General features: G+C 69.5%; 19 protein-coding genes. 15 read left to right on the top strand and 4 right to left on the bottom strand.

The window, feature by feature from the left end; translation table 11 throughout:
• Positions 1–55: 55 nt before the first annotated feature.
• The 3 genes from putA (at position 56) to ispG (ending at position 6,959) form a co-directional block, all read left to right on the top strand.
• On the top strand, positions 56–3,961 hold the full coding sequence (putA, locus tag F0357_RS11785; protein WP_153481597.1) for a trifunctional transcriptional regulator/proline dehydrogenase/L-glutamate gamma-semialdehyde dehydrogenase: 3,906 nt from the start codon (positions 56–58) through the stop codon (positions 3,959–3,961).
• Positions 3,962–4,166: 205 nt separating this feature from the next.
• Positions 4,167–5,459 carry a UDP-N-acetylglucosamine 1-carboxyvinyltransferase gene (gene murA, locus F0357_RS11780; RefSeq protein ID WP_153481588.1) on the top strand — a complete coding sequence of 431 codons (1,293 nt, stop codon included), beginning with the start codon at positions 4,167–4,169 and terminating at the stop codon, positions 5,457–5,459.
• A gap of 198 nt (positions 5,460–5,657) precedes the next feature.
• Positions 5,658–6,959 carry a flavodoxin-dependent (E)-4-hydroxy-3-methylbut-2-enyl-diphosphate synthase gene (gene ispG, locus F0357_RS11775; RefSeq protein WP_153481585.1) on the top strand — a complete coding sequence of 434 codons (1,302 nt, stop codon included), beginning with the start codon at positions 5,658–5,660 and terminating at the stop codon, positions 6,957–6,959.
• A 269-nt stretch (positions 6,960–7,228) separates the two neighbouring features.
• On the opposite strand, the gene F0357_RS11770 is transcribed toward ispG, so the two are convergent.
• Together F0357_RS11770 and F0357_RS11765 are read right to left on the bottom strand one after the other, a co-directional pair.
• Positions 7,229–8,632, bottom strand: coding sequence for a glutamine synthetase family protein (locus F0357_RS11770; protein ID WP_312861554.1), 1,404 nt, complete (start codon positions 8,630–8,632; stop codon positions 7,229–7,231).
• Positions 8,629–10,017, bottom strand: coding sequence for a transaminase (locus F0357_RS11765; RefSeq protein ID WP_153481577.1), 1,389 nt, complete (start codon positions 10,015–10,017; stop codon positions 8,629–8,631). The genes F0357_RS11770 and F0357_RS11765 overlap by 4 nt, the downstream gene beginning before the upstream one ends.
• Before the next feature lie 319 nt (positions 10,018–10,336).
• On the opposite strand from F0357_RS11765, the gene F0357_RS11760 reads away from it, so the two are divergent.
• The 5 genes from F0357_RS11760 (at position 10,337) to hisD (ending at position 15,396) form a co-directional block, all read left to right on the top strand.
• Positions 10,337–11,002: an HAD family hydrolase gene (locus F0357_RS11760; protein WP_153481574.1), complete on the top strand. Its 666-nt coding sequence runs from the start codon at positions 10,337–10,339 to the stop codon at positions 11,000–11,002.
• 289 nt (positions 11,003–11,291) lie between these two features.
• Complete coding sequence (locus F0357_RS11755) at positions 11,292–12,311, top strand: ABC transporter substrate-binding protein (RefSeq protein WP_153481571.1); 1,020 nt, start codon at positions 11,292–11,294, stop codon at positions 12,309–12,311.
• Between the two features lie 70 nt (positions 12,312–12,381).
• The gene (locus F0357_RS11750) at positions 12,382–13,227 is read left to right on the top strand and encodes an ABC transporter permease (RefSeq protein WP_153481568.1); all 846 of its coding nucleotides are present in this window, start codon (positions 12,382–12,384) and stop codon (positions 13,225–13,227) included.
• Positions 13,224–14,018, top strand: coding sequence for an ABC transporter ATP-binding protein (locus F0357_RS11745; RefSeq protein WP_153481564.1), 795 nt, complete (start codon positions 13,224–13,226; stop codon positions 14,016–14,018). The genes F0357_RS11750 and F0357_RS11745 overlap by 4 nt, the downstream gene beginning before the upstream one ends.
• Positions 14,019–14,073: 55 nt before the next feature.
• The gene (hisD, locus tag F0357_RS11740) at positions 14,074–15,396 is read left to right on the top strand and encodes a histidinol dehydrogenase (protein WP_153481561.1); all 1,323 of its coding nucleotides are present in this window, start codon (positions 14,074–14,076) and stop codon (positions 15,394–15,396) included.
• A gap of 420 nt (positions 15,397–15,816) precedes the next feature.
• Here the strand turns inward: hisD and hutC are convergent, their stop codons facing one another.
• Positions 15,817–16,596, bottom strand: a complete 780-nt coding sequence (gene hutC, locus F0357_RS11735) for a histidine utilization transcriptional repressor HutC (protein WP_153481559.1) — start codon at positions 16,594–16,596, stop codon at positions 15,817–15,819.
• Positions 16,597–17,008: 412 nt separating this feature from the next.
• On the opposite strand from hutC, the gene ytfQ reads away from it, so the two are divergent.
• From ytfQ to F0357_RS11710, 5 genes are all read left to right on the top strand, one after another.
• Positions 17,009–17,971 (top strand): galactofuranose ABC transporter, galactofuranose-binding protein YtfQ, encoded by a 963-nt coding sequence (ytfQ, locus tag F0357_RS11730; RefSeq protein ID WP_208948303.1) that lies wholly within the window; start codon positions 17,009–17,011, stop codon positions 17,969–17,971.
• A gap of 141 nt (positions 17,972–18,112) precedes the next feature.
• A complete protein-coding gene (gene ytfR, locus F0357_RS11725) occupies positions 18,113–19,657 on the top strand; it encodes a galactofuranose ABC transporter, ATP-binding protein YtfR (protein ID WP_153481557.1) in 1,545 nt (514 codons plus the stop codon).
• Entirely contained in the window at positions 19,654–20,742 is a 1,089-nt protein-coding gene (locus tag F0357_RS11720) for an ABC transporter permease (RefSeq protein WP_153481549.1), read from the top strand. The genes ytfR and F0357_RS11720 overlap by 4 nt, the downstream gene beginning before the upstream one ends.
• Complete coding sequence (gene yjfF / locus F0357_RS11715) at positions 20,739–21,725, top strand: galactofuranose ABC transporter, permease protein YjfF (RefSeq protein WP_153481547.1); 987 nt, start codon at positions 20,739–20,741, stop codon at positions 21,723–21,725. Before F0357_RS11720 ends, yjfF begins: the two co-directional genes overlap by 4 nt.
• Positions 21,726–21,895: 170 nt before the next feature.
• Positions 21,896–22,663, top strand: coding sequence for a FadR/GntR family transcriptional regulator (locus F0357_RS11710; RefSeq protein ID WP_153481539.1), 768 nt, complete (start codon positions 21,896–21,898; stop codon positions 22,661–22,663).
• Between the two features lie 17 nt (positions 22,664–22,680).
• Here the strand turns inward: F0357_RS11710 and F0357_RS11705 are convergent, their stop codons facing one another.
• Positions 22,681–23,361, bottom strand: coding sequence for a nitroreductase family protein (locus F0357_RS11705; RefSeq protein WP_153481535.1), 681 nt, complete (start codon positions 23,359–23,361; stop codon positions 22,681–22,683).
• Positions 23,362–23,498: 137 nt separating this feature from the next.
• Here F0357_RS11705 and F0357_RS11700 point away from each other — a divergent pair, with 137 nt between their 5' ends.
• Both F0357_RS11700 and glmM read left to right on the top strand, forming a co-directional pair.
• Entirely contained in the window at positions 23,499–23,813 is a 315-nt protein-coding gene (locus F0357_RS11700) for a DUF6496 domain-containing protein (protein WP_312861553.1), read from the top strand.
• Between the two features lie 261 nt (positions 23,814–24,074).
• A complete protein-coding gene (gene glmM / locus F0357_RS11695) occupies positions 24,075–25,421 on the top strand; it encodes a phosphoglucosamine mutase (protein ID WP_153481532.1) in 1,347 nt (448 codons plus the stop codon).
• The last annotated feature ends 18 nt before the right edge of the window (positions 25,422–25,439 follow it).

Genomic DNA, 25,439 nt, shown 5'->3' with positions numbered 1-25,439 from the left:
GCAACCCGGACGATCCTCCGTCCGATCGCACCTCTGGCGATCCGCGGAGTTTCCCATGGCGACCACCATCGGCGTGAAGATCGACGACACCCTGCGCGCCCGGCTCAAGGGCGCGGCCGATCGGATCGGCCGCTCGCCGCACTGGCTCGTCAAGCAATCGATGATGGCGCTGATCGAGCGGATCGAGCGCGGCGAGGACGTCTCCGGCCTGATCGGCGATCAGGTCTCCGACGCGACGCCGGAGACCGCCCCGGAGGAGGCCTCCCCGCACCCGACGCCGTTCCTCGAATTCGCCCAGTCGGTACAGCCGCAGAGCGTGCTCAGGGCCAAGATCACCGCGGCCTATCGCCGGCCGGAGCCGGAATGCCTTCCCCTCCTCGTCTCCGAGGCGAGCTTCTCGGGCGCCGTGACGGAGCCCGCCCGCGACCTCGCCCGCCGTCTCGTCACCGCGCTGCGCTCGAAGAAGCGCGCCGGCGGTGTCGAGGGCCTGATCCACGAATATGCGCTGTCGAGCCAGGAGGGCGTGGCGCTGATGTGCCTCGCCGAGGCGCTGTTGCGCATTCCCGACCGGGCGACCCGCGACGCCCTCATCCGCGACAAGATCGGCCTCGGCGACTGGGAGAGCCATATTGGCCGCAGCCCCTCGCCGTTCGTCAACGCGGCGACCTGGGGCCTCCTCGTCACCGGGCGGCTCACCACCACGTCGAGCGAGAAGAGCCTGTCCTCGGCGCTGACGCGGCTGATCGGCAAGGGCGGCGAGCCCCTGATCCGCAAGGGCGTCGACATCGCCATGCGGATGATGGGCGAGCAGTTCGTGACGGGGCAGACGATCTCCGAGGCGCTCGCCAACAGCCGCCGCCACGAGGCGAAGGGCTTCCGCTATTCCTACGACATGCTGGGTGAGGCGGCGACCACCGCCCACGACGCCGAGCGCTACTACGCCGATTACGAGCAGGCGATCCACGCCATCGGCAAGGCCTCCGGCGGCCGCGGCATCTATGAAGGGCCGGGCATCTCGATCAAGCTCTCGGCGCTCCATCCGCGCTATGCCCGCGCCAAGCAGGAGCGGGTGATCGGCGAACTGCTCCCGAAGGTGAAGGCGCTCGCCGCGCTCGCCCGCCGCTACGATATCGGCCTCAACATCGATGCCGAGGAGGCCGACCGTCTCGAAATCTCGCTCGATCTCCTGGAAGCGCTCGCCTTCGATCCCGACCTTGCCGGCTGGAACGGCATCGGCTTCGTCGTGCAGGCCTACCAGAAGCGTTGCCCGTTCGTGATCGATTGGCTGATCGATCTCGCCCGCCGCTCGCGCCGGCGCATCATGGTCCGCCTCGTCAAGGGCGCCTATTGGGACAGCGAGATCAAGCGCGCCCAGGTCGACGGCCTCGAAGGCTTCCCCGTCTTCACCCGCAAGATCTACACGGACGTCTCCTACCTCGCCTGCGCCAAGAAGCTGCTTGCCGCGCCCGACGCCGTCTATCCGCAGTTCGCGACCCACAATGCCCTGACGCTCGCGACCATCCACGCGCTCGCGGGGCCGAATTATTATGCCGGGCAATATGAGTTCCAGTGCCTCCACGGCATGGGCGAGCCGCTCTACGAGGAGGTGGTCGGCCGCGACAAGCTGAACCGGCCGTGCCGCATCTATGCGCCGGTCGGCACCCACGAGACGCTGCTCGCCTACCTCGTGCGCCGCCTCCTCGAGAACGGCGCCAACACCTCGTTCGTCAACCGCATCGCCGATCCGGCGGTCTCGATCGACGAGCTCATCGCCGATCCGGTCGCCGCCGCCCGGGCGATCGAGCCGCTCGGCGCGCCGCATCCGCGGATCCCCCTGCCGCGCGATCTGTTTGCCCCGGCCCGGCTCAATTCCGCGGGCCTCGACCTCTCCAACGAACAGCGCCTCGCCTCGCTGTCGGCGGCGCTTCTGTCGGGCGCCGAGACCTCGTTCCGCGCCGTGCCGCTGCTCGCCGACGGCCCGCGCGACGGCGATGCCCGCACCGTCGTCAACCCGGCCGACCATCGCGACGTCGTCGGCGTCGTCGTCGAGGCGACGCCGGAGATCGTCGAGGCGGCCCTCGCCCAATCGGCCGCGGCCGCCCCGATCTGGCAATCGACCCCGCCCGAAGAGCGCGCCGCCTGTCTCGAGCGCGCGGCCGACCTGATGGAGGCGAAGTTGCCCTCCCTCATCGGGCTCGTGGTGCGCGAAGCCGGCAAGTCGCTCGGCAACGCCATCGGCGAGGTGCGCGAGGCGGTCGATTTCCTGCGTTATTATGCGAGCCTCGTCCGCACCCACTTCTCCAACGACACCCACCGGCCGCTCGGCACGATCGTGTGCATCAGCCCGTGGAACTTCCCGCTCGCGATCTTCACCGGGCAGGTCGCCGCGGCGCTCGCCGCCGGCAACGCGGTGGTCGCCAAGCCCGCCGAGGAGACGCCGCTGATCGCGGCGGAAGCGGTGCGCCTGCTCCACGAGGCGGGCGTGCCGGCGGGCGCGGTGGAACTGGTGCCCGGCGCGGGCGACGTCGGCGCGGCGCTCGTCGCCGATCCGCGCACGCGGGGCGTGATGTTCACCGGCTCGACCGAGGTCGCCCGGCTGATCGCCGCCGAACTCGCGGGCCGGCTCAGCCCGGACGGCCGCCCGATCCCGCTCATCGCCGAGACCGGCGGCCAGAACGCCCTCATCGTCGACAGCTCGGCGCTCGCCGAGCAGGTCGTCGGCGACGTCATCGTCTCGGCCTTCGATTCGGCCGGCCAGCGCTGCTCGGCGCTGCGCATTCTCTGCCTTCAGGAGGAGGCGGCCGAGCGCACGCTGACCATGCTCAAGGGTGCGCTCGCCGAACTCACGGTCGGCAATCCCGACCGGCTCGCGACCGATGTCGGCCCGGTCATCACCGCGGACGCCCGCGACCGCATCCTCGCCCACGTCGAGGGTATGAAGGCGAAGGGGCATGCGGTCGAAGCCCTGCCGCTCGGCCAGCAGGCCCGCCACGGCACCTTCGTCGCCCCGACCATCATCGAGATCGGGCGCATCGCCGACGTCGAGCGCGAGGTGTTCGGCCCGGTGCTCCACGTCGTGCGCTATGCCCGCGACGATCTCGACCGCCTGATCGCCGACATCAACGCCTCGGGATACGGGCTCACCTTCGGCGTCCACACCCGGATCGACGAGACCATCGCCCGGGTGTCGGAGCAGGTCGAGGCGGGCAACGTCTACGTCAACCGCAACCTGATCGGCGCCGTGGTCGGTGTGCAGCCGTTCGGCGGCCGCGGCCTCTCCGGCACCGGACCGAAGGCGGGCGGGCCGCTCTATCTCTATCGCCTGCTCGCGGCGCGCCCCGCCGACCATTTCCTCGCCGCCTTCGCCTCCGCCGGCGAACCACGGGAACAGGCGGCGGCCCGCGCCTTCCGCGACTGGCTGACCAAGGAGGGCCGCACCGCCGAGGCCGCCCAGGTCGAGGCGGCGATCGGCCGTTCCCTGGTCGGCCGCGAGATCGAGCTCCCCGGCCCCGTCGGCGAGCGCAATCTCTACCGGATCGAGCCGCGCGGCCTCGTGCTCGCCAAGGTCGCGACCGAGGCCGGTCTCGTCGCCGCGGTCGCGGCGGCGCTCGCCGCGGGCAATCCGGTCGCGGTCGACGCCGCGCCCGCGGCCGCCGATCTCCTCGCCCGGCTGCCGAAGCCCCTCGCCGAGCATATCCGCAAGGTCGCGCCCGACATGGTGCCCGACGACATCCGGGCCGTGCTCTACGAAGGCGACGGCGACGCGCTCGCGGCCTTCAACCGCCGCCTCGCCGCCCGGCCGGGGCCGATCGTCCAGATCCATGCGGTCGAGGTCCGCCCGGTCGCCGGCGACGGTCTCACCGTCGCCGACATCCCGCTCGAAGGCCTCGTCGAGGAGCGCTCGATCTCCACCAACACCGCCGCCGCCGGCGGCAACGCGAGCCTGATGTCGATCGGGTGAGGCTCGCCCACCGGCGTGGTTTTCCGGAGCGCGGCCGGAAATCCACACGACACGGGGTTGTGAGAACGCAGTTAGCGAAGTCTGAAGATTCTCGGGTCACCATGGCCGGATGAACTGAAACGCGCAGCTTGCGTCGCCCCCGCCCCTGGTTTAACCGGGCGGGATGGGCTGGCGGGGGCTCTGCATCGGACTTCGAGGACGCTTCATGGACAAAATCAGGGTCGTCGGCGGCAAGGCGCTTACGGGATCGATTCCGATCTCCGGCGCCAAGAACGCGGCGTTGCCGCTGATGATTGCGAGCCTCCTCACCGACGAGACGCTGACGCTCGAGAACCTGCCGCGCCTGCGCGACGTGCAGCTCCTGTTCCAGATCCTGTCGAACCATGGCGTCGATCATTCGATTCAAGGCAAGCGCAACGGCCAGGACGAGATGAGCGGCCAGACGGTCGATCTCTCCGCCCGCGCCATCGTCGACACCACCGCGCCCTACGAGCTCGTCTCCAGGATGCGCGCGAGCTTCTGGGTGATCGGGCCGCTGCTCGCCCGCATGGGCGAGGCGCGGGTGTCGCTGCCGGGCGGCTGCGCCATCGGCACCCGGCCGGTCGACTTCTTCATCCAGGGCCTCAAGGCGCTCGGCGCCGAGATCGACATCGAGCGCGGCTATGCCGTCGCCCGGGCGCCCGCGGGCGGCCTCATCGGCAACCGCGTCGTGTTCCCGAAGGTCTCGGTCGGCGCGACCCACACCATCATGATGGCGGCGGCGCTCGCCCGCGGCGAGACGGTGATCGAGAACGCCGCCCGCGAGCCGGAAGTCGCCGACGTCGCCCGCTGCCTCGTCGCCATGGGCGCCCGCATCGAAGGCGCCGGCACCTCGACGATCCACATCGAGGGCGTGCCGCGGCTCGGCGGCGCCCGCCACCGTGTACTGCCCGACCGTATCGAGACCGGCACCTATGCGATGGCGGTCGCCATGGCCGGCGGCGACGTGGTGCTCGAGGGCGCCTCGGCAGACCTGCTCGAAGCCCCGCTCGAGACGCTGCGCCAGGCCGGCGCCGAGATCGACGTGCTCAACCACGGCATCCGCGTGCGCCGCAACGGCCACGGCATCCACGCCGTCTCGATCACCACCGAGCCCTATCCGGGCTTCCCGACCGACCTTCAGGCCCAGCTCATGGCGCTGATGACCCGGGCGAAGGGCACCTCGACGATCACCGAGACGATCTTCGAGAACCGCTTCATGCACGTCCAGGAGCTCGCCCGCCTCGGCGCCGACATCCATCTCGACGGCCAGACCGCGACGATCAACGGCGTCTCGACCCTGAAGGGCGCGCCGGTGATGGCGACCGACCTGCGCGCGTCCGTCTCCCTCGTCATCGCCGGCCTCGCCGCCGAAGGCGAGACCGAGGTCCACCGCGTCTATCATCTCGACCGCGGCTTCGAGCGGCTCGAGGACAAGCTGACCCGCTGCGGCGCCGAGATCGAGCGCATCTCCGCCTGACACGACGGCCGGGCCGCCGCCGTCCGAGCGGCGCCCCGCTTTCGCCCGGAATCGGGACGAGGGTGCGGCTGCCTGACCCCTATGCCCAAGATCGCGGGCGGCGGTTGACCCGCCGCGCCCGCTCTGGCACGACGCGGGGGCGCGCCCGCGGCCTTCCTCCGCCGCGCCGGACGCGCGATCCGCAGAGGATGCGATCCCATGCTCGCCTCGACGTCCCCCGCCTCCGATCTCGCGCCCTCCGCCGCCGGTGAAGCCGGGCCGCTGCCGCGGCGCCGCACCGTCGCGGTCGATGTCGGCGGCGTTCTCGTCGGCGGCGGGCAGCCGATCGTCGTCCAGTCGATGACGAACACCGACACCGCCGACATCGAGGCGACGGTGGCCCAGGTCGCGGCGCTCGCCCGCGCCGGCTCCGAGATCGTCCGCATCACGGTTGATCGGCCGGAGGCGGCCGCCGCGGTGCCGCACATCCGCGACCGGCTCCTGCTGCGCGGCGTCACCGTCCCCCTCGTCGGCGACTTTCATTATATCGGCCACCGCCTGCTCGCCGATCATCCGGCCTGCGCCGAGGCGCTGGCGAAGTTCCGCATCAATCCGGGCAATGTCGGCTTCAAGGAGAAGAAGGACCGCCAGTTCGGGGCGATCGTCGAACTCGCCGCGAAGCTCGGCAAGGCGGTGCGCATCGGCGTCAATTGGGGCTCGCTCGATCAGGAGCTCCTGACCCACCTGATGGACGAGAACGCGAAGAGCGCGACCCCGCTCACCGCGGCCGCCATCCTGCGCGAGGCGATCGTGCGCTCGGCGCTCCTCTCGGCCGAGCGTGCCGAGGAGATCGGGCTGCCGCGCAACCGCATCATTCTGTCGGCTAAGGTCTCGCAGGTGCAGGACCTGATCGCGGTCTACCGCGACCTCGCCCGCCGCAGCGACCACGCCTTGCATCTCGGCCTCACCGAGGCCGGCATGGGCTCGAAGGGCATCGTCGCCTCGTCGGCGGCCCTCTCGGTGCTGCTCCAGGAGGGCATCGGCGACACCATCCGCATCTCGCTCACGCCCGAGCCCGGCGGCGACCGCACGCTCGAGGTGAAGGTCGCCCAGGAGCTCCTGCAGACCATGGGCTTCCGCACCTTCATGCCGGTCGTCGCCGCCTGCCCCGGCTGCGGCCGCACCACGTCCACGGTGTTCCAGGAACTCGCCAAGACGATCGAAGCGCATCTCTCCGAGCGCATGCCGGTCTGGCGCGAGACCTATCCCGGCGTCGAGACACTGAAGGTCGCGGTGATGGGCTGCATCGTCAACGGCCCGGGCGAGTCCAAGCACGCCGACATCGGCATCTCGCTGCCCGGCACCGGCGAAGTCCCCTCCGCCCCGGTCTTCATCGACGGTGCCAAGGCGACCACCCTCAAGGGCCCGACCATCGGCGACGACTTCCTGGCGATGGTCGAGGATTATATCGAGCGCCGCTTCGGCCAGGGCGCCCGGGCGGCGACCGAAACGGCCGCCTGAGGCGGGGCGACAAGCCGGGTCCCATCGTTACGCGAGGAACCGAGCAGCGCGCCGCAATCTCCTTCTCCCCGCCGGGGAGAAGGTGGCGCGCAGCGCCGGATGAGGGGGCTCACGCACCCTCTCATCCTCGTAAACCCTTCAAAACAAAAGATTCCCCTCATCCGCCCCTTCGGGGCACCTTCTCCCCGCGCGCGGGGAGAAGGGAGGGTGGGCCTCGCTGGCACGTGTTGCTTTGCCGACTTATAGTCGGCTCCGAGCCGTGCCTGTGCTCAGATCAAATCGAGCAATTGCGACCGTTCGGCCGGGGTCACCTCGGCGGCGAGCTTGAGATATTCGGCCCGCTTCAGCGCCAGGAAGACGGTGTGGAGCCGTTCGCCGAGCGCACGCTTCAGGAAATCCGAGCGCTCCGCGGCGACGATGGCGCTGCGCCAGTCGGGCGGCAGCGCCGTGGACGCGGCGGCGGCGTAGCCGTTGCCGGTCGCAGGGGCGCCGGGATCGAGGCGGGCCTCGATGCCGTGGCGCATGCCGGCGAGCACGGCGGTCGCGACCAGATAGGGATTGGCGTCGACGCCGGCCCAGCGGTGTTCGAGATGCCGCGTCTCCGCGGCACCGGCCGGCACGCGCACCGCGACGCTGCGGTTGTTGGTGCCCCAGGTCGGCTGCGTCGGCGCATAGCTCGCCGCCGCGAAGCGCCGCCAGGAATTGGCGTGCGGCGCGAACACCAGCGCCGCCTCCTCCGCGGTCGCGAGCAGGCCGGCGATGGCGTGCTTCAGGAGGGGTGCCAGATCGCCGTCGATGTCGGCGAAGCGGTTGCGCCCGTCGGCACCGGCAACGCTCGCATGGAGGTGCATGCCGGAGCCGGCGCAGCCCGCGACCGGCTTCGCCATGAACGAGGCGATCATGCCGTGGCGCAGCGCCACCGCGCGCAACAGCCGCTTCAGCATCACGAGATCGTCCGCGGCGGCGAGCACGTCCGGGCGATGGTGCAGGGTCAGCTCGTACTGGCCCGGCGCATATTCCGAGATCAGCGTCTCGACCGGCAGCTTCTGCGCCTCCGCCGCGCGGTAGACCGCGTCGACGAACGGCTCCATGCGGTCGAGATCGTCGACGCCGTAGACCTGGATCGCATGCGGGCGGTCGCCGCTCAGGGGCAGCAAAGCCGGGCGCGGGCGGCCGTCGGTCGTGGCACCGCGGTCGAACAGGTAGAATTCGAGCTCGAAGGCGGCGGCCGGCGCGAGGTCCATCGCCCGGAGCGCGGCGTCCTGACGGGCGAGGGCGTGGCGGGGATCGGCCGCCATCGGCTGGCCGTCGAGCTCGTGGAGCATCACCCGGACCTCGCCGCGCGGCGGCGTGGTCCAGGGCAGACGATTGAGCGAGCCGGCGATCGGCCAGCCGCGGCGGTCGGCGTCGCCGTCCGACCAGACCAGCCCGGTCTCCTCGACGTCCTCGCCGCTCACGTCGAGGCCGAGGATCGAGCCCGGCAGATGCCGGCCGTTCTTGAACAGCGGCAGCAATTCGTGGCGGCGCAGCATCTTGCCGCGCGCGATCCCGTTGGCGTCGATGAGGACGAGATCGAAGGCGACGATCTCGGGATGGGCCGCGAGGAAGGCTTCCGCCTCCTCGACCGGCGCGGCGGCCGCGGGGCGGACGGCGATGGAATCGGGGGCGCTCACAGGTCGGCTCCGGCGGCGAGGAGCGAGACGACCTCGTCGAAGGCCGCGGTGAGGCCGGCGGCATTCTCACCGGTGATCGCCGGGCACACCAGCACCATGTTGTGGAACGGGGTGACCAGGAAGCCGCGGTTGAGCAGGCCGAGATGAAGGGCGCGCTCGAGCTCGGCCGAGGCGGCGGCGTGGGCGTCCTCGGCGTTCACGAGGGGCTCGGCGCGGAACACCACCTCGAGCCGGGCGCCGACGCGGCTGACATGCCAGGGCAGCCGGTGCTCGTGGATCGTCGCGGAGAACCCCTCGGCGATCGCCGCCGCATGGGTCTCCATGCGGACATAGGCTTCCGGCGTCATCACCTCGCCGAGGCAGGCGCGCAGGCAGGCGAGCTGGAGCGCGCTGCCGGAGAGCGTCGTGCCCATGCCCGAATGGCCGGCGGGGCGGTCCGCGCGGGCCTTTTCGAGGGCGGCGGCGACGGCGTCGCTCATGCCCCAGACCGAGGTCGGCACGCCGCCGGCGACCGGCTTGCCGACGACGAAGAGGTCGGGCTCGAGGCCGTGGACGCGGGTATAGCCGCCGTAGCCGGTCGAGATCGTGTGGGTCTCGTCGATGATGAGGAGCGTGCCGGTCTCGCGGGTGAGGCGGCGCAGCGCGGCGTGGAAGCCCGGCTGCGGCTGGATCATCGAGCAGTTCGTCATCACCGGCTCGGCGATGACGCAGGCGATGTCGCGCCCCGCCAGGGCGGCTTCGAGGGCGGCGAGGTCGTTGAAGGGCACGGCGACCGTCGTCTGACCGGCGTCGAAGGCAGAGCCGAGCAGGCTCGACCGCGGCACGGTGCGGCCCTCGACGAGATCGACCAGCGTCTCGTCGACCGCGCCGTGATAGCAGCCGTCGAACACCAGGATCTTGCGGCGGCCGGTGACGGCGCGGGCGGCGCGCAGGGCGAAGCGGTTGGCGTCGCTCGCCGTCGTCGCGACCTGCCAATGGGGCAGGCCGAAGATGGCGGCGAGGAGCGCGCCGACGACGGGGGCGTCGGTCGACGGCAGCATGGTGGTGAGGCCGAGATCGCCGCGGCCGGCGAGCGCGCGGGCGACCGGCCCGGGCGCGTGGCCGAACATGGCCCCGGTGTCGCCGAGGCAGAAATCGGTGAGGCGGTTGCCGTCGATGTCGGTCAGCGTGGCGCCCTTGGCGCGCTCGACGACGAGCGGCGCCGGCATCGGCCAATCGAGCATCCAATGAAGCGGCATGCCGTCGAGGAAGCCGGGCAGATCGCTCGCCACCGCCTTCGCGCTCGACGGTCGTCGGTCGAGATAGACCTTCGCCTCGCGCTCATAGAGGCGAACGGCGGCGCTCTCGATCGGCGACAGGGGACCGGTGCGGGGGGCGGCGGACATGAAAAGGCTCCTCTCCGGCGGCGTCGACGCCGCTCTCGCCGGGCGGGATGTCCTGCGGGGCGCGTCGGCCCCGCGTTCCCGCGTCGGACATTTCGTGCGGCGCCCGCCGCCCCGGAACGGGATCGGGCGGGCGTCCGCGCTCTGGATGCCATGCCCATGAGCGATACGGAACGACGAAAATGATCGCGCCCGCCGCCCGAGACGCTATAAGCGGCCCGCAGCGGCCGCCTCGCCCCGGCGGTTCCGCCCCGCAGACCCGCCCCGCGCGCGGCTTCGCCCCGGCCGCGCGGACCGACCGAACGCCATCCGGAGACCCCCCATGATTGAGCTCGTGCTGTTCGATTGCGACGGCGTCCTCATCGACAGCGAGTGGATCAGTGCGCGGGTGTTCGCCGAATCGCTCGCCGAGATCGGGGTCGATCTGACGCCGCGGCAGGTGGTCGCCGAGTTCGTCGGGCTCGACAACGCCTCGATCCTCGCCAAGGTCGAGCGCGATCACGGCATCGCCCTGCCGCAGGAATTCGACGGCCGGGCGGCCGAACGGCTGTCCGCCGCCTTCGAGGCCGAGTTGCGCCCCCTGCCGGGCGCGATCGACGCCCTCGACGGCCTGCATTGCGCCTATTGCGTCGCCTCGAACAGCGGCCACAAGCGGCTGCGCCACACGCTGCGGGTCGCCGGCCTGCTCGACCGCTTCGACGGCCGCATCTTCTCGTCGGAAGACGTCGCCCGCGGCAAGCCGGCTCCGGACCTCTTCCTCCATGCCGCCGCGACGTTCGGGCGCGACCCGAGCGAGTGCATCGTGATCGAGGACTCGATCACCGGCGTCACCGCGGCCCGCGCCGCCAACATGCGGGTGATCGGCTTCTGCGGCGCCGGCCACATCGTGCCGGGCCATGACGCGCGTCTCAGGGCGGCGGGCGCCGAGACGATCATCACCGATTTTTCCGAGCTTCTGCCGCTGCTGAAGGCCCTGCACGCGGTCTGACGAGGCCGGGCTCGACCCGTGCCGCGCCGACGTCGCCGTCCTCCGGAAATCGGTCGCCGCCGGCGGTCGCTTCCCGGTCGGCTGCGCTTGTCTGCACAACCTGCGTGCACTTGTATTTTCCTGTCTATAATTTACTCTCCCTCCGATCCGAGCCTGAGACAAAATCCTCGCTGACGGGAACGGACCGGTTGAAAAGAGGGACGCCGCGGAGACAAGGTTCGCACCATTGAGCCGATCCCCGACGGATATCCCCAACGGCTCGTCAGCCACACCAGAGTGGGAGACGAACTTGCAAAGCCTCTTCGCCACCGCGCGCCTCGCGCTCGCCGGCGCCCTCGTCGGCGCCCTCGCGCTTGCGGCCCCGGCCTTCGCGCCCGCCGCGCACGCCCAGGACGCCGTACCCTCGAAGCCCGAGGCCGGCACCTTCAAGCTCGGCGTCGAGCCGTGGCTCGGCTACGGCCTCTGGCACGTCGCCGCCGACAAGGGGTTCTTCAAGGACCAGGGCGTCGACGTGAACATCGTCAACTTCACCCAGGACAAGGACATCAACGCGGCGCTCGCCAGCGGCGACCTCGACGGCGCCTCGATCGCGACCCACACGGCGATGGCCATGGCCGCCGCCGGCCTACCGATCAAGATCGTGATGCTGCTCGACATCTCGAACGAGGCCGACGCCATCCTGGCGGGCAAGGACATCACCTCGATCAAGGACCTGAAGGGCAAGCAGGTCGCCTTCGAGCAGGGCACCACCAGCGACATCCTGATCAATTACGCCCTCGCCGCGAACGGCATGACGATCGCGGACATCCAGGTCGTGCCGATGCCGGCTTCCGACGCCGGCGCCGCGCTGATCGCCGGCCGCGTCCCGGTCGCCGTCACCTACGAGCCGTATCTGACGATGGCCCGCAACCAGGACAAGAACGTCAAGCTGCTGTTCACCGCCGGTACCGATCCCGGCCTCATCAGCGACGTGCTCGTGGTGCGCGACGACGTCGTGAAGTCGAAGCCGGGTCAGATCCGCGCGCTCGTCCAGGCCTGGGCCGCCGCCTACACCGACTACGAGAAGAACAAGACGGCCGACCGCGCCATCATCTCGAAGGCCGTCGGCGCGACGCCGGACGAGCTCGCCACCGCGTTCGACGGCGTGAAGTACTTCTCGCTCGCCGAGAACAAGAAGATGCTGACCGGCGACTTCACCAACAAGGTGTTCGACGACGTCGCGGCCGCCACCAAGAAGGCCGGCATCCTGCAGACGGACGTCTCGGCGAAGACGCTGATCGACCCCGCCTTCGTCGAAGCGGCGCAATAATCCGCTCTCCCCTGGGACGGCGCCCACCGCGGTGCCGTCCCGCTTCTCTCCTGCGTTCCGGACCGCGTTCATGACGACCCCACCGACCGGCCCCGCGAAAACGGGGCGCAAACGCGCCGGACCGCTCGGCCGGGCTTTTCGCCTCGGCGCGCCGCTCGATGCGCGCGTCTATGCGGCCATCGCGGCGGCGGTGTTCGTCGCCCTCGGCCTAATCTGGTGGGCCGCGACCGCGAGCGGCGCGGTGCGCCCGATCTTCCTGCCCGATCCGGTCGGCGTCTGGCTCAAGCTCGTCGAGCTCGCCGGCAACGGTACGCTCCTCGCCGACACCGGCGTCTCGATCTACCGCATCCTGGTCGGCTTCCTGCTCGCCTCGGCGATGGCGATCCCGATCGGCGTGCTGATCGGCTCCTACCGGGTGTGGGAGGCCGCGATCGAGCCTCTGGTCGATTTCATCCGCTACATGCCGGTCGTGGCGTTCGTGCCGCTCACCATCCTGTGGGCCGGCACCGGCGACGGGCAGAAATTCCTCATCATCTGGATCGGCACCTTTTTCCAGCAGGTGCTGCTCGTCATGGACAACGTGAAGCGCGTGCCGGAGGACTTCGTCGGCCTCGGCCGCACCCTCGGCCTGCCGGAGCGCAAGATCCTCACCCGGATCGTGCTGCCGTCGGCCCTGCCCGGCATCTGGGACACCCTGCGCATCAGCCTCGGCTGGGCCTGGACCTGGCTCGTGCTCGCCGAGCTCGTCGCCGCGACCTCCGGCCTCGGCTACCGCATCACCGTGGCGCAGCGTTATTTCCAGACCAACACCATCATCGGCTACATCCTGCTCCTCGGCGTGTTCGGCCTCGTCACCGATCAGGTGATGAAGGCGCTCGAGCGGGTGCTGTTCCGCTACAACACGAGGCGGACATGAGCGCCGCCCCCCTTCCGAAGCTCAAGGTCGCGGGCCTCGCCAAATATTACGGCCCGCCCGCACGCCGCTTCGAGGCCCTGAGCAACATCGACCTGACGCTCGCCGACAACGAGTTCGTCTCCCTCGTCGGCACCTCGGGCTGCGGCAAGAGCACGCTTCTGTCGATCGTCGCCGGCCTCCAGGAGTTCGAGGCGGGCTCGGTCGAGGTCGACGGCGTGCCGGTCACCGGCCCCGGCCTCGACCGCGGCGTGGTGTTCCAGTCCTACACCCTGCTGCCCTGGCTCACGGCGCGGCAGAACGTCGAGTTCGCGCTCAAGGCGGCCGGCTACAAGGCGGGCGAGTGCCGCGACATCGCCGAGGAGCACCTCGCCCTCGTCAAACTCTCGAAGTTCGCCAACGCCTATCCGTCCGAACTCTCCGGCGGCATGAAGCAGCGCGTCGCGATCGCCCGCGCGCTGTCCTACCGGCCGAAGATGCTGCTGATGGACGAGCCGTTCGGCGCGCTCGACGCCCTGACGCGCCACCAGATGCAGGAACTGCTCACCCGCATCTGGGAGGAGCACCGCCTCACCGTGCTGTTCGTCACCCACGACGTGGAGGAGGCGGTCTACCTCTCCGACCGCATCGTGGTGATGGCGATGGGCCCCGGCCGCATCAAGGAGAGCTTCGACGTGCCGCTGCCGCGACCGCGCAACCAGGACATGATCGCGAGCCGCGACTTCATCGACCTCCAGCGCGCCGTGATCCGCTCGATCCGTGAAGGTTCGATCTCCGCCGACGACGCGGCCTGATCCGCCCGCCCGCTCACCCACCGCCCCGATCTCGTCTGCCGAGGGACCGCCCCCGATGAACGCGCAAGCCAATCTCCACGACCTCCGGTCCGTCGATGCGGTCCCCGAGGCGCTGCTCGCCCGCACCGAGGCGGACCTCTCCAGCTTCCTCGACAAGGTGAAGCCGATCATCGCCGCGGTGCGCACGGAGGGCGACGCGGCCCTCGCCCGCTTCGCCCGCGACTTCGACAAGGTGACCGCCGAGACCTTCTCCATCCGCGTCACCGAGGCCGAGTTCGAGCACGCCTTCGCGACCGTCGAGCCGGCCGTCGTCGAGGCGCTCAAGTTCGCCATCGACAATATCCGCCGCTTCCACGAGGCGCAGAAGCCCGAGGAGATGTGGCTCAAGGAGATGCAGCCCGGCGCCTTCGCCGGCGACCGCTTCCTGCCGATCGCCTCGGTCGCCTGCTACGTGCCGCGCGGCAAGGGCTCGTTCCCGAGCGTGCTGATGATGACGACCATCCCGGCGGTCGTCGCCGGCGTCGAGCGCACCATCGTGGTGACGCCGCCGGGCCCCGACGGGACGGTCGATGCCGGCACCCTGGTCGCCGCCCGCCTCATCGGCATCGAGGAAATCTACAAGTGCGGCGGCGCCCAGGGCGTCGCGGCGGTCGCCTACGGAACCGAGACCGTGCCGAAGTGCGAGAAGATCGTCGGCCCCGGCTCGCCGTGGGTGGTGGCGGCGAAGCGCCTGCTCTCCGACGTGATCGATCCCGGCGTGCCCGCCGGCCCGAGCGAGTGCATCGTGCTCGCCGACGAGACCGCGAACGGCGCGCTCGCCGCCCTCGACCTCATCATCGAGAGCGAGCACGGGCCCGATTCCTCGGCCTATCTGGTGACGAACTCGATGGCGGTCGCGGAAGCGGCGCGCGCGGCGCTGCCGGATTATTGGGCCGGCATGGAGCCGGGCCGCGCCGCCTTCTCGAAGGCCGTGCTGACCGGCCCGCACGGCGGCATCGTGGTCACCAAGGACTTCGAGGCGGCGGTCGCCTTCGTCAACGCCTACGCGCCGGAACACCTCGAGATCCTCGCCGCCGAGCCGATGGGCGTGCTCGGCCGCATCCGCAATGCCGGCGAAGTGCTGCTCGGACCCCACACGCCCGTCGTGCTCGGCAATTTCGTGCTCGGGCCGAACGCCGTGCTCCCGACGGGCCGCGCGGCGCGCACGCACTCGCCGCTCTCGGTGTTCGACTACATGAAGCGCATGTCGGTCGGCTACGTGACGAAGTCGGCCTACGACGCCCTCGCCGGTCACGCCCACGCCCTCGCCCGCTACGAAGGCTTCGACGGCCACGCCCGCGCGGTGTCGGACCTGCGGAAAAAGGTGCTCGGCGACTGAGGGTCTTGTGGCGAGCCGTCTTGCCTTGAGAACGACGCGAGCCGACACTGAGCCCCGAACGGGGCTCGGTGCGCGTGGTCCGCTTCAGCGAGATCGCCGGTCTTCTCTATTTCGATCTCGCGAAGCCACGGATAGCCACAGCGCAAAACGAGACGTGTTAGATCGGCTTGTTCGAAACTATTCTATCTATCAGATCGTCTAACTCTTTGATATCATCCTTAGCCTTCAGAATAGACTGCTCCGTCGTATCGACATTATTGAAATGGGTACCGAGGCTAGTCCCAGGATCTGCGTTTATCCGCCTTTCCATTAGCTCAAGACCTTCGGAGAGGCTTTCTCGCATGCGACGTAGGTCCTCTAGATTTCTCTCAATCACAGTCATCCGCGAATCTCCCGCCAGCACAATCACCGCGGGCCATCTTACACGATTACATCTGCCGCAGATGCCCCCGTGCGCTGCTGATTGAGCCCCTCACCCCCGACCTTATACCGGCTGCCGAGGCTGTAGCGGCTGCCGGGATAGGTGAAGAGCGAGTGGGTCGCCGGCACGGCCGAGACCCAGGTGCGGCGGGCGAGGCGCAGGCAGGCTTCGTCGGGGCCGATATCGAGAAGGCTGCGGGTTTCGGCGTCGGGATTGAACGCAAACACCACGTGCTCGATCTCGGTCGCCGCCGCCACGCTCTGGAGATAGCGGGTGGTAGAGAGCACCGCGAAGTCCTGATCGAGATAAGCCGGCGCGAAGACCGGATTGACGAAGCGCTCCTCGATCTGGATCGGCATCTCGTCCTCGAGGTGGACGATCAGGGAATGGAAGATCCGTGCGCCGGGCCGGAGATCGAAGGCCATCGCCTGCTCGATGCCGGCGCGGATCGCCTCGAGCCGCAGCACCTTGACGCCGTGGCGCTGCCCGCGCGCCGTGACGTCCTCGGCGATGTCGCGGATCTCGATCAGTTCGAGCCGCGGCTTCGGGGTCGAGACGAAGCTGCCGACCCCCTGGATGCGGGAGATCACCCCTTCCGCCGAAAGCTCGCGCAGCGCCCGGTGCACCGTCATGCGCGACACCTTGAAGGCGGCCATCAGCTCGTGTTCCGAGGGCAGCCGCTCGCCGTCCGCCCATTCCCCCCGCGCCACCCGCTCGGTGATGTGCTGCTTCACGCGCTCATAGAGCGGGGCGGGCTTTTCGGGACGGCCATCCGGCATCAGCGGCTTCCAGGCGGGGCGAGGCGTCCGGCCACCATGCCACATAGGCATGAATAGACAAGCGGTTGGCGGCCCCGTCCGCGCGGCCGCTCGATGGCCCACGCGCTGGCGGGGCACCGCCTTCCGCGCCGCCGCGGCGCCTCGGCGCAGAAGCCGGTCCGCTTCCCGCACATGTGAAAGCGCGAGCCTGCAACGTCCGAGGGAAGAGGGCTTGAAATCATACAATACTATAATAAGCTGGATTGGCGCTGCCCGAGGGAGGGGTCCGGGACCGCGGTTCGCCGCGTTCGATCGGAGGGCAGCGCCGCCTCCCGCAGTCCCGGCGTGGGGCCCGGCCGACGGCCGGATCAACAAAGAATGACAAACGACGATGTCCGGCGCCGAGGCGCGGACACGCAGGGAGAACGCTTCGATGGGTCTGAAACGCCTGATGGCGGCCGCGACGCTTTCGCTCGCGGCTTTCGCCGCGACCGCGGCCTATGCCGACGAAACATTGATCGTCGGCTTCTCTCAAATCGGCTCCGAATCCGGCTGGCGCGCCGCGGAGACCAAGGTCGCGAAGTCCGAAGCGGAGAAGCGCGGCATCGATCTCAAGATCTCCGACGCCCAGCAGAAGCAGGAGAACCAGATCAAGGCGATCCGCGCCTTCGCCGCCCAGGGTGTCAGCGCGATCTTCATCGCCCCCGTCGTCGCCACCGGCTGGGATTCGGTGCTGCGCGAAGTGAAGGACACCAACATCCCGGTCTTCCTGCTCGACCGCGATATCGAGACCAGCGACAAGTCGCTCTACGTCGCCGCCGTCACCTCCGACACCGTGCTCGAAGGCCGCATGATCGGCGACTACCTGACCAAGCTGACGAACGGCAAGTGCGCCATCGTCGAGCTCCAGGGCACCGTCGGCTCGAGCCCCGCGATCAACCGCAAGAAGGGCTTCGAGGAAGCGATCGCCTCCCATCCGGACATGAAGATCATCCGCAGCCAGTCGGGCGACTTCACCCGTTCGGGCGGCAAGCAGGTGATGGAGAGCTTCATCAAGGCCGAGAACGGCGGCAAGTCGATCTGCGCCGTCTATGCCCACAACGACGACATGGCGATCGGCGCCATCCAGGCGATCAAGGAAGCCGGCCTGAAGCCGGGCAAGGACATACTCGTCGTCTCGATCGACGGCGTGCCCGACATCTTCAAGGCGATGGCCGCCGGCGAGGCCAACGGCACCGTCGAGCTCTCGCCCAACATGGCGGGCCCGGCCTACGACGCCCTCATCGCCCTGAAGAAGAGCGGCACCACGCCGCCGAAGTGGATCCAGACGCCCTCGACCCTCTTCACGCCGGACACGGCCGAGGCGGAATATCAGAAGCGCAAGGACCTCTACTGAGCGTCCGACCCGCGTGGGGGCGGACGGCCGGGCGGTGTTTCGACGCCGCCCGGCCGTCCAGGCCCCGATCAGCCTGAGCCCGGGCCTCGATCCGCCCGCGCTGAGGCGGAGATCCGCCTGAGCAATGTCCGGAGTTGTGCCTTGAGCGAACAAGTTTCGCGCGACGGCGAGCGGCCGCTCCTCGAGATCGTCGGCCTCTCGAAGACCTTTCCCGGCGTGCGCGCGCTCGATCAGGTGGATTTCCGCCTGTTCGCCGGTGAGGTCCATGCCCTGCTCGGCGAGAACGGGGCCGGCAAATCGACCCTGATCAAGGTGCTGACCGGGGTGTTGCCGCGCGACGGTGGGACCGTCCTGCTCGACGGCGTCGAGATCGAAGCCCACGACGCCGCGGATGCGGTCAGGCTCGGCATCGGGACCGTCTATCAGGAGGTCAACCTGCTGCCGAACCTGTCGGTGGCGGAAAATCTCTTCCTCGGCCGTCAGCCGACCCGGTTCGGCCTCGTCGATCGCGGCGCGATGCGCCGCCGCGCCGCCGAAATCCTGGCGCGCTACGATCTGACCGGCATCAACCCCGCCGATCCCCTGTCGCGCTATTCCGTCGCCGTGCAGCAGATCGTGGCGATCGCCCGCGCCGTCGATCTCTCCGCCAAGGTGCTGATCCTCGACGAGCCGACCGCGAGCCTCGACACCCACGAGGTGGAGACGCTGTTCCGCGTCGTGCGGGCCGTGAAGGCGCGCGGCGTCGCCGTCGTCTTCGTCACCCATTTCCTCGATCAGGTCTATGCGCTGGCCGACCGCATCACCGTGCTGCGCAATGGCCGGCTCGTCGGCGAGCGGCTCGCCCGCGACCTGCCCCGCCTCGATCTCGTCTCGATGATGCTCGGCAAGGAGCTCTCGGCCGAGGCGCTCCATCGCAACCGCACCACCGCCGCCCCGCGCGATGAGACCCCGTTCGTCTCGTTCCGCGGCCTCGGCAAGAAGCGCTATCTCGCCCCCTTCGACCTCGACATCCGCCGCGGCGAGATCGTCGGCGTCGCCGGCCTGCTCGGCTCCGGCCGCACGGAAACGGCAAAGCTGATGTTCGGCATCGAGCGCGCCGAGACCGGCAGCGTCACCGTGAACGGCCGGCCGGTGCGCATCGCCTCCCCGCGCGATGCGGTGCGGCTCAAGTTCGGCTATTGCCCCGAGGAGCGCAAAACCGAGGGCATCGTCGGCGAACTCTCGGTGCGCGAGAACATCATCCTCGCGCTCCAGGCCCGGCGCGGCTGGATGCGGCCCTTGAGCCGGGCGGAACAGAACACCATCGCCGACCGCTTCATCCGCGCCCTCGACATCCGCACGCCGGACGCCGAGCGGCCGATCCAGTTCCTGTCCGGCGGCAACCAGCAGAAGGCGCTGCTCGCCCGCTGGCTCGCCACCGAGCCCTCCTTCCTCATCCTCGACGAGCCGACCCGCGGCATCGACGTCGGCGCCCACGCCGAGATCATCCGGCTGATCGAGCGGCTCTGCGCCGACGGCCTCGCCCTCCTCGTCATCTCGTCCGAGCTCGAGGAAATCGCCGCCTACAGCGACCGCGTCGCAATCCTGCGCGACCGCCGGCATGTCGGCGAGCTGAGCGGCGAGGCGATCAGCGTGAAGACCATGATGGCGACGATCGCCGCCGCCCCCGAGGACGCGCGGCCATGAGCAGACGACCCTCATCCGACGACGCCACCGCCTCCCGGCTCAAGCTCAGCCGGCTGGTGCCGAGCCAGGGCGGGGCGCAGATCGTCGCCCTCGTCCTGGTGCTCGGGGCGAACTGGATCGCCTTTCCCGGCTTCTTCGACGTGCGCCTCCAGGACGGGCGCCTGTTCGGCAGTGTCATCGACGTGTTGAATCGCGGCGCGCCGGTCGGCCTCCTCGCCCTCGGGATGACGCTCGTGATCGCGACGCGCGGCATCGACCTCTCGGTCGGTGCGGTGATGGCAATCGCCGGGGCGGTCGCAGCGACCCTGGTCAACGCCAGCTATTCCCTGCCCGTCGTGGTCGGAGCTGCGCTCGCCGCCGGCATCGTCTGCGGCCTCTGGAACGGCTTCCTCGTCGCCGTGCTGCGCATCCAGCCGATCGTCGCCACGCTGATCCTGATGGTCGCCGGGCGCGGCATCGCCCAGCTCGTCACCGAAGGCACCATCGTCACCTTCGTCAGCGACAGCCTGTCGATGCTCGGCACCGGCTCGTTCCTCTCGGTGCCGATGCCGGTCGTCATCGCGATCGCGCTGTTCCTCGTCACCCTCGCTTTGGTGCGCGGCACCGCGCTCGGCCTCTTCATCGAGGCGATCGGCGCGAACCTGCGCTCGAGCGCCTATGCCGGCGTCAACACCCGCGTGGTGGTCGTCGCCGTCTATGCCTGGAGCGGGCTGTGCGCGGCGATCGCCGGCATCATCGTCGCCGCCGACATCCGCGGCGCCGACGCCAACAATGCCGGGCTGTGGCTCGAACTCGACGCCATCCTCGCCGTCGTGGTCGGCGGTACGTCGCTGTTCGGCGGCCGCTTCAGCCTCGCTCTCTCCCTCGTCGGCGCGATCATCATCCAGGCCATGAACACCGGCATCCTGCTCTCCGGCTTCAAGCCGGAATTCAACCTGATCGTGAAGGCGGTGGTGGTGCTGATCGTGCTCCTCATCCAATCGCCGCGCATCACCGCTTTGTGGCAGATGCCGCGCCGAGCACCGCAATCGCGCCGCAGCGGCTCGGGCCCCGATGCACCAGCCAAGCCGGAGGGCGCCCGATGAGCCGCTCCCTGCCCCTTCTCATCACGCTCGCGGTCTTTCTCGCCGGCTGCGTCTTCTGCGGCCTGCAATTCCCCAACTTCGCGTCCACCCGGGTGTTCGGCAACCTGTTGACCGACAACGCCTTTCTCGGCGTCGTCGCGGTCGGCATGACGTTCGTCATCATCTCCGGCGGGATCGACCTCTCGGTCGGCTCGGTGATCGCCTTCACCAGCGTCTTTCTCGCCATCATGATCGAGCGGGTCGGCATGCCGCCCTTCGCCGCATTCGCGTTGATCCTTCTCATCGCCGCCCTGTTCGGCGGGGCGATGGGCACGCTCATCCATTATTTCCGCATTCCGGCCTTCATCGTCACGCTCGCCGGCATGTTCTTCGCCCGCGGCATGAGCTTCGTGCTGACGACGGATTCGATCCCGATCAACCACCCGCTCTACGGCGCGCTCTACGATTACGCGATCAAGCTGCCCGGCGGCGGCCGGCTCAGCGTCATCGCGATGATCATGCTCGCGGTCGTGGCAGTCGGCATGATCGTCGCCCACGGCACCAAGTTCGGCGCCAACGTCTACGCGCTGGGCGGCAACCGCACCTCGGCGGCCTTGATGGGCGTGCCGGTGGCGCGCACGACGATCGCGATCTACGTGCTGTCGAGCGTGCTCGCCGCCCTCGCCGGCATCGTCTTCTCGTTCTACACCTCGGCCGGCTTCTCGCTCGCCGCGAACGGGGTCGAGCTCGACACCATCGCCGCCGTCGTGATCGGCGGCACGCTGCTCACCGGCGGCTACGGCACGGTGTTCGGCACCCTGATCGGCGTGATGATCCAGGGCCTGATCCAGACCTACATCACCTTCGACGGCACGCTGTCGAGCTGGTGGACCAAGATCGCCATCGGCGTTCTCTTGTTCGGCTTCATCGTGCTCCAGCGCGGCCTGACCGCCTTCTCCGCCCGTGGCGCCAAGGGCGGCGGCACGGTCGCCGTGGAGGCCTGAATGCCGCGGCGGCGCCTTAGTCCGCAGGTATTGCGGCCTCGTCCGAACAGGACCGCACGGTGCCTGCGCTCCGGCGGCACCGCTTCGTATGAAGAAATCGCCTCAGACGGCGGAATTTGGCGGATTTCATCCTTTCTCTGGCGGGATGGAATCCTCTAGACCAGGGGACCATGGACAAGAGACGGACCCGTATCGGCCAGCCGGCCCGCTCGGCGCACGGTTTCATCACCCAGACGATCGGGATGGGAATCCTGCGCGGCGATTATCCGGTCGGCGCCGTGTTGCCGCCCGAAGCGGAGCTGATGGCCCGCTTCGGCGTTTCCCGCACGGCGCTGCGCGAGGCGATGAAGACGCTGTCCGCGAAAGGGCTCGTCCAATCGCGGGCCAAGGTCGGCACCCGGGTGCTGCCCGAGTCCGACTGGAACATGTTCGACGGCGATCTTCTGTCCTGGCGGCTCGAAGTCGGGATCGACGCGCGTTTCCTCGGCGGGCTGTTCGAGGTCCGGCAGACGTTGGAGCCGCTCGCCGCCGCGCTCGCCGCCCACCGCCGCAGCGCCGACGATCTGGCCAGGCTGTGGAACTGCCAGAAGGCGATGGAAGACCCCAAGCACGACCGCGAGAGCTTCGCCCGGGTCGATCTCGCCTTCCATCTCGCCGTCGTCGAAGCCTCCCGAAATCCGCTGATGCGCTCGATCGGCGCCGTCATCGAAGCGGCGCTCGCGATGTCGTTCACGTTGTCGACCCCGACCGACGATCCGGAGCGGCAGCAGCGCTCCGCGGCGAAGCACGCCGCCATCGTCGAGGCGATCGAGCGCGGCGACGCGACGGCAGCGAGCCTCGCCATGTCGGCGGTCATTCTCGAAGGCGCCCAGCGGCGCGGCTACGGCGGCACCGAGGCGCCGATCGCCATGATCGAAGCCCGCGCCTTCGACCTCTAAAGTCTCTCTTTAGCCGGTTAAATATCCGCCGCAGGCGCCGATGCCACGGTTGTGTCCGGGCTCCAGCGGGTGACGATCGCGGCGAGATCCGGGCGCGGGCGGTCCGGCGTCTCCTCGGTCGGGCGGCCGATATGGAGGCAGCCGGCGACCTGTTCGCCTGCGCCGACCCCGAGGATCGCCGCCGCTGCCGGATCGCGCACCGGCCATTTCAAGAGCCATTGGGTGGCGAAGCCCATCGCCGCCGCGGCGAATGTGAGGCTCATGCACACCGCCCCGGCGGACAGCGCCTGGTTCCAAACCGGCACCTTGGACGCCGGATCGGGGCGGCTCACCACCAGGACGACGAGCGGCGCGCGCATCATGTACGCCATCCACATGGTGCGCTTGGCCTCGGGAAGGTCCGGATTCTGGGCGAGATAGAGCGCGTCGAGCCGGCGCCCCGCCGCCTCCCGGTCGGCGCCCTCGATCACGATGAAGCGCCAGGGTACCAGCCGGCCGTGATCCGGCGTGCGGGCGGCCAGGGTCAGCATCTGCTCGAGCTCGGCCGGGTTCGGTCCGGGCTCGGCGAGCGAGCGCAGCGGCGCCGAGCGCCGGTGCGCCAGTAGATCGAGCGCCGCCTTGACCGGCGGCCGCAGGATCGGCACCCCGGGATCGGCCCCGATCGGCGGCGGCGCGCCGTGATGTCCGGAATGGGTCATGAAACTAATGCCTCGATCGTTCCGCGGATGCCTTTCTACACGAACGGCCCGCGACATCCCCTCTCCATGCAACGAAGACCGCCCCTACGCGTTCGCTCGGCAACGGCGCCGGGCGCCGTGTTCGGAGGAGACGAGCCGTGGTCAAGGAATCGAAGGCCCAGAAGGACACGATCCATCGGGTGATGGAGGAATACAAAGACGGCGATCTCGAGCGCGGCCAGGGCGGCGGCAAGGTCAAGAGCCGCAAGCAGGCGATCGCGATCGCCCTCAACGAGGCCGGCGCGTCGAAATACAATTCGCCGAGCCAGAATCGCGAAAAGCTCAAGCGCACCAAGTCGCGCGAGGCGAAGACCGAGAAGAGCCGCGCCGAACTCTATGCGGAAGCGAAGAAGCGCAACATCGAGGGCCGCTCCAAGATGAGCAAGGAAGAGCTCGCCCGCGCCTTGGCGTAAGGCACGCTCGCTCCGGCCGGTGCCGCAGGGGGACCCGCCGACGATTGCGACCGGCGGGCTGTCGCCCGTGTGATGGCTGCGCCGCGTATCGGTCCCGGCCTTCGGTTCGCGGGCTCCTGAGCCGGCTCACCGCGGGTTCACCGGATTCCCGTGCCCTCGCTTGCAACAATCGTTCACACAAATTGATGCGCGAGACCGTGAATTGCGCCCGGTTGCGGCTTATACGAGCCACCTAAAGCAAAATGGGTAGGAGCGGGCTACATGGCGCGGCGCTATTTCGGGACCGACGGAATCCGCGGCAAGGCCAATCGCTGGCCGATCACCCCCGAACTCGCGCTGAAGGTCGGCCAGGCGACCGGGCTCCTGTTCAGCCGCGGCGAGCAGAAGCACCGCGTCGTCATCGGCAAGGACACGCGCCTCTCCTGCTACATGATCGAGACCGCCCTCGTCGCCGGCTTCACCTCGGTCGGCATGGACGTCTATCAGACCGGCCCGGTGCCGACGCCGGCGGTGGCGATGCTGACCCGCTCGCTGCGCTGCGACGTCGGGGTGATGATCTCGGCCTCGCACAATCCGTTCGACGACAACGGCATCAAGATCTTCGGCCCCGACGGTTTCAAGCTCTCCGACGAGTTCGAGAGCGAGATCGAGACGATGCTCGACGAGGACCTGTCGAACCGCCTCGCCGAGAGCCACAAGCTCGGCCGCAACACCCGCATCGACAGCGCCGCCGATCGCTATGTGGAGTTCGCCAAGCGCACCGCCGCGCGCGATCTGCGCCTCGACGGCCTGCGGATCGTGCTCGATTGCGCCAACGGTGCCGCCTACAAGGTCGCCCCCACGGCCTTGAGCGAACTCGGCGCCGAGGTGATCGCGATCGGGGTCAGCCCCGACGGCTTCAACATCAACCGCGAGTGCGGTTCGACCGAGCCCCAGGCGCTGTGCGACAAGGTCCGCGAACTGCGCGCCGATATCGGCATCGCCCTCGACGGCGACGCCGACCGGGTGATCGTGATCGACGAGCAGGGCCATATCGTCGACGGCGATCAGCTCCTCGCGGTGATCGGCGAGGCCTGGCACCGCGACGGCCTGCTCAAGGGTGGCGGCGTGGTGGCGACGGTGATGTCCAATCTCGGCCTCGAGCGCTATCTCGGCCGCCTCGGGCTCTCGCTCGTCCGCGCCAAGGTCGGCGACCGCTACGTCGTCGAAGCGATGCGCACCGGCGGCTACAATGTCGGCGGCGAGCAGTCCGGCCACATCGTGCTGTCCGACTATGCGACGACCGGCGACGGCCTCGTCGCGGCCCTCCAGCTCCTCAGCGTCGTCTCGCGAGAGGGTCGTCCCGTCTCGGAGATCTGCCACCGCTTCGAGCCGGTGCCGCAGATCCTCAAGAATGTGCGCATCAAGGGCGGCCGGCCGCTCGAGGACGAGAAGGTCAAGGCCGTCATCGCCGGCGCGACCTCCAGGCTCGGCGACAACGGCCGTCTCGTCATTCGCCCGTCCGGCACCGAGCCGCTGATCCGCGTCATGGGCGAGGCCGACGACGCCGCCCTGCTCACCACCGTCGTCGACGAGATCGTGGACGCCGTCGGGCGCGCAGCGGCCTAAGGCGCGTCCCGAATCGGC

This window comes from Segnochrobactrum spirostomi (assembly GCF_009600605.1).
GTDB classification, from domain to species: domain Bacteria; phylum Pseudomonadota; class Alphaproteobacteria; order Rhizobiales; family Segnochrobactraceae; genus Segnochrobactrum; species Segnochrobactrum spirostomi.
This window is presented reverse-complemented; position numbering and strand designations above follow the sequence as displayed.

Coding starts and splice junctions, on each gene's coding strand:
- putA (WP_153481597.1), top strand. CDS start 56: ATGGCGACCACCATCGGCGTGAAGATCGACGACACCCTGCGCGCCCGG.
- murA (WP_153481588.1), top strand. CDS start 4,167: ATGGACAAAATCAGGGTCGTCGGCGGCAAGGCGCTTACGGGATCGATT.
- ispG (WP_153481585.1), top strand. CDS start 5,658: ATGCTCGCCTCGACGTCCCCCGCCTCCGATCTCGCGCCCTCCGCCGCC.
- F0357_RS11765 (WP_153481577.1), bottom strand. CDS start 10,017: ATGTCCGCCGCCCCCCGCACCGGTCCCCTGTCGCCGATCGAGAGCGCC.
- F0357_RS11760 (WP_153481574.1), top strand. CDS start 10,337: ATGATTGAGCTCGTGCTGTTCGATTGCGACGGCGTCCTCATCGACAGC.
- F0357_RS11750 (WP_153481568.1), top strand. CDS start 12,382: ATGACGACCCCACCGACCGGCCCCGCGAAAACGGGGCGCAAACGCGCC.
- F0357_RS11745 (WP_153481564.1), top strand. CDS start 13,224: ATGAGCGCCGCCCCCCTTCCGAAGCTCAAGGTCGCGGGCCTCGCCAAA.
- hisD (WP_153481561.1), top strand. CDS start 14,074: ATGAACGCGCAAGCCAATCTCCACGACCTCCGGTCCGTCGATGCGGTC.
- hutC (WP_153481559.1), bottom strand. CDS start 16,596: ATGCCGGATGGCCGTCCCGAAAAGCCCGCCCCGCTCTATGAGCGCGTG.
- ytfQ (WP_208948303.1), top strand. CDS start 17,009: ATGGGTCTGAAACGCCTGATGGCGGCCGCGACGCTTTCGCTCGCGGCT.
- F0357_RS11720 (WP_153481549.1), top strand. CDS start 19,654: ATGAGCAGACGACCCTCATCCGACGACGCCACCGCCTCCCGGCTCAAG.
- yjfF (WP_153481547.1), top strand. CDS start 20,739: ATGAGCCGCTCCCTGCCCCTTCTCATCACGCTCGCGGTCTTTCTCGCC.
- F0357_RS11710 (WP_153481539.1), top strand. CDS start 21,896: ATGGACAAGAGACGGACCCGTATCGGCCAGCCGGCCCGCTCGGCGCAC.
- F0357_RS11705 (WP_153481535.1), bottom strand. CDS start 23,361: ATGACCCATTCCGGACATCACGGCGCGCCGCCGCCGATCGGGGCCGAT.
- glmM (WP_153481532.1), top strand. CDS start 24,075: ATGGCGCGGCGCTATTTCGGGACCGACGGAATCCGCGGCAAGGCCAAT.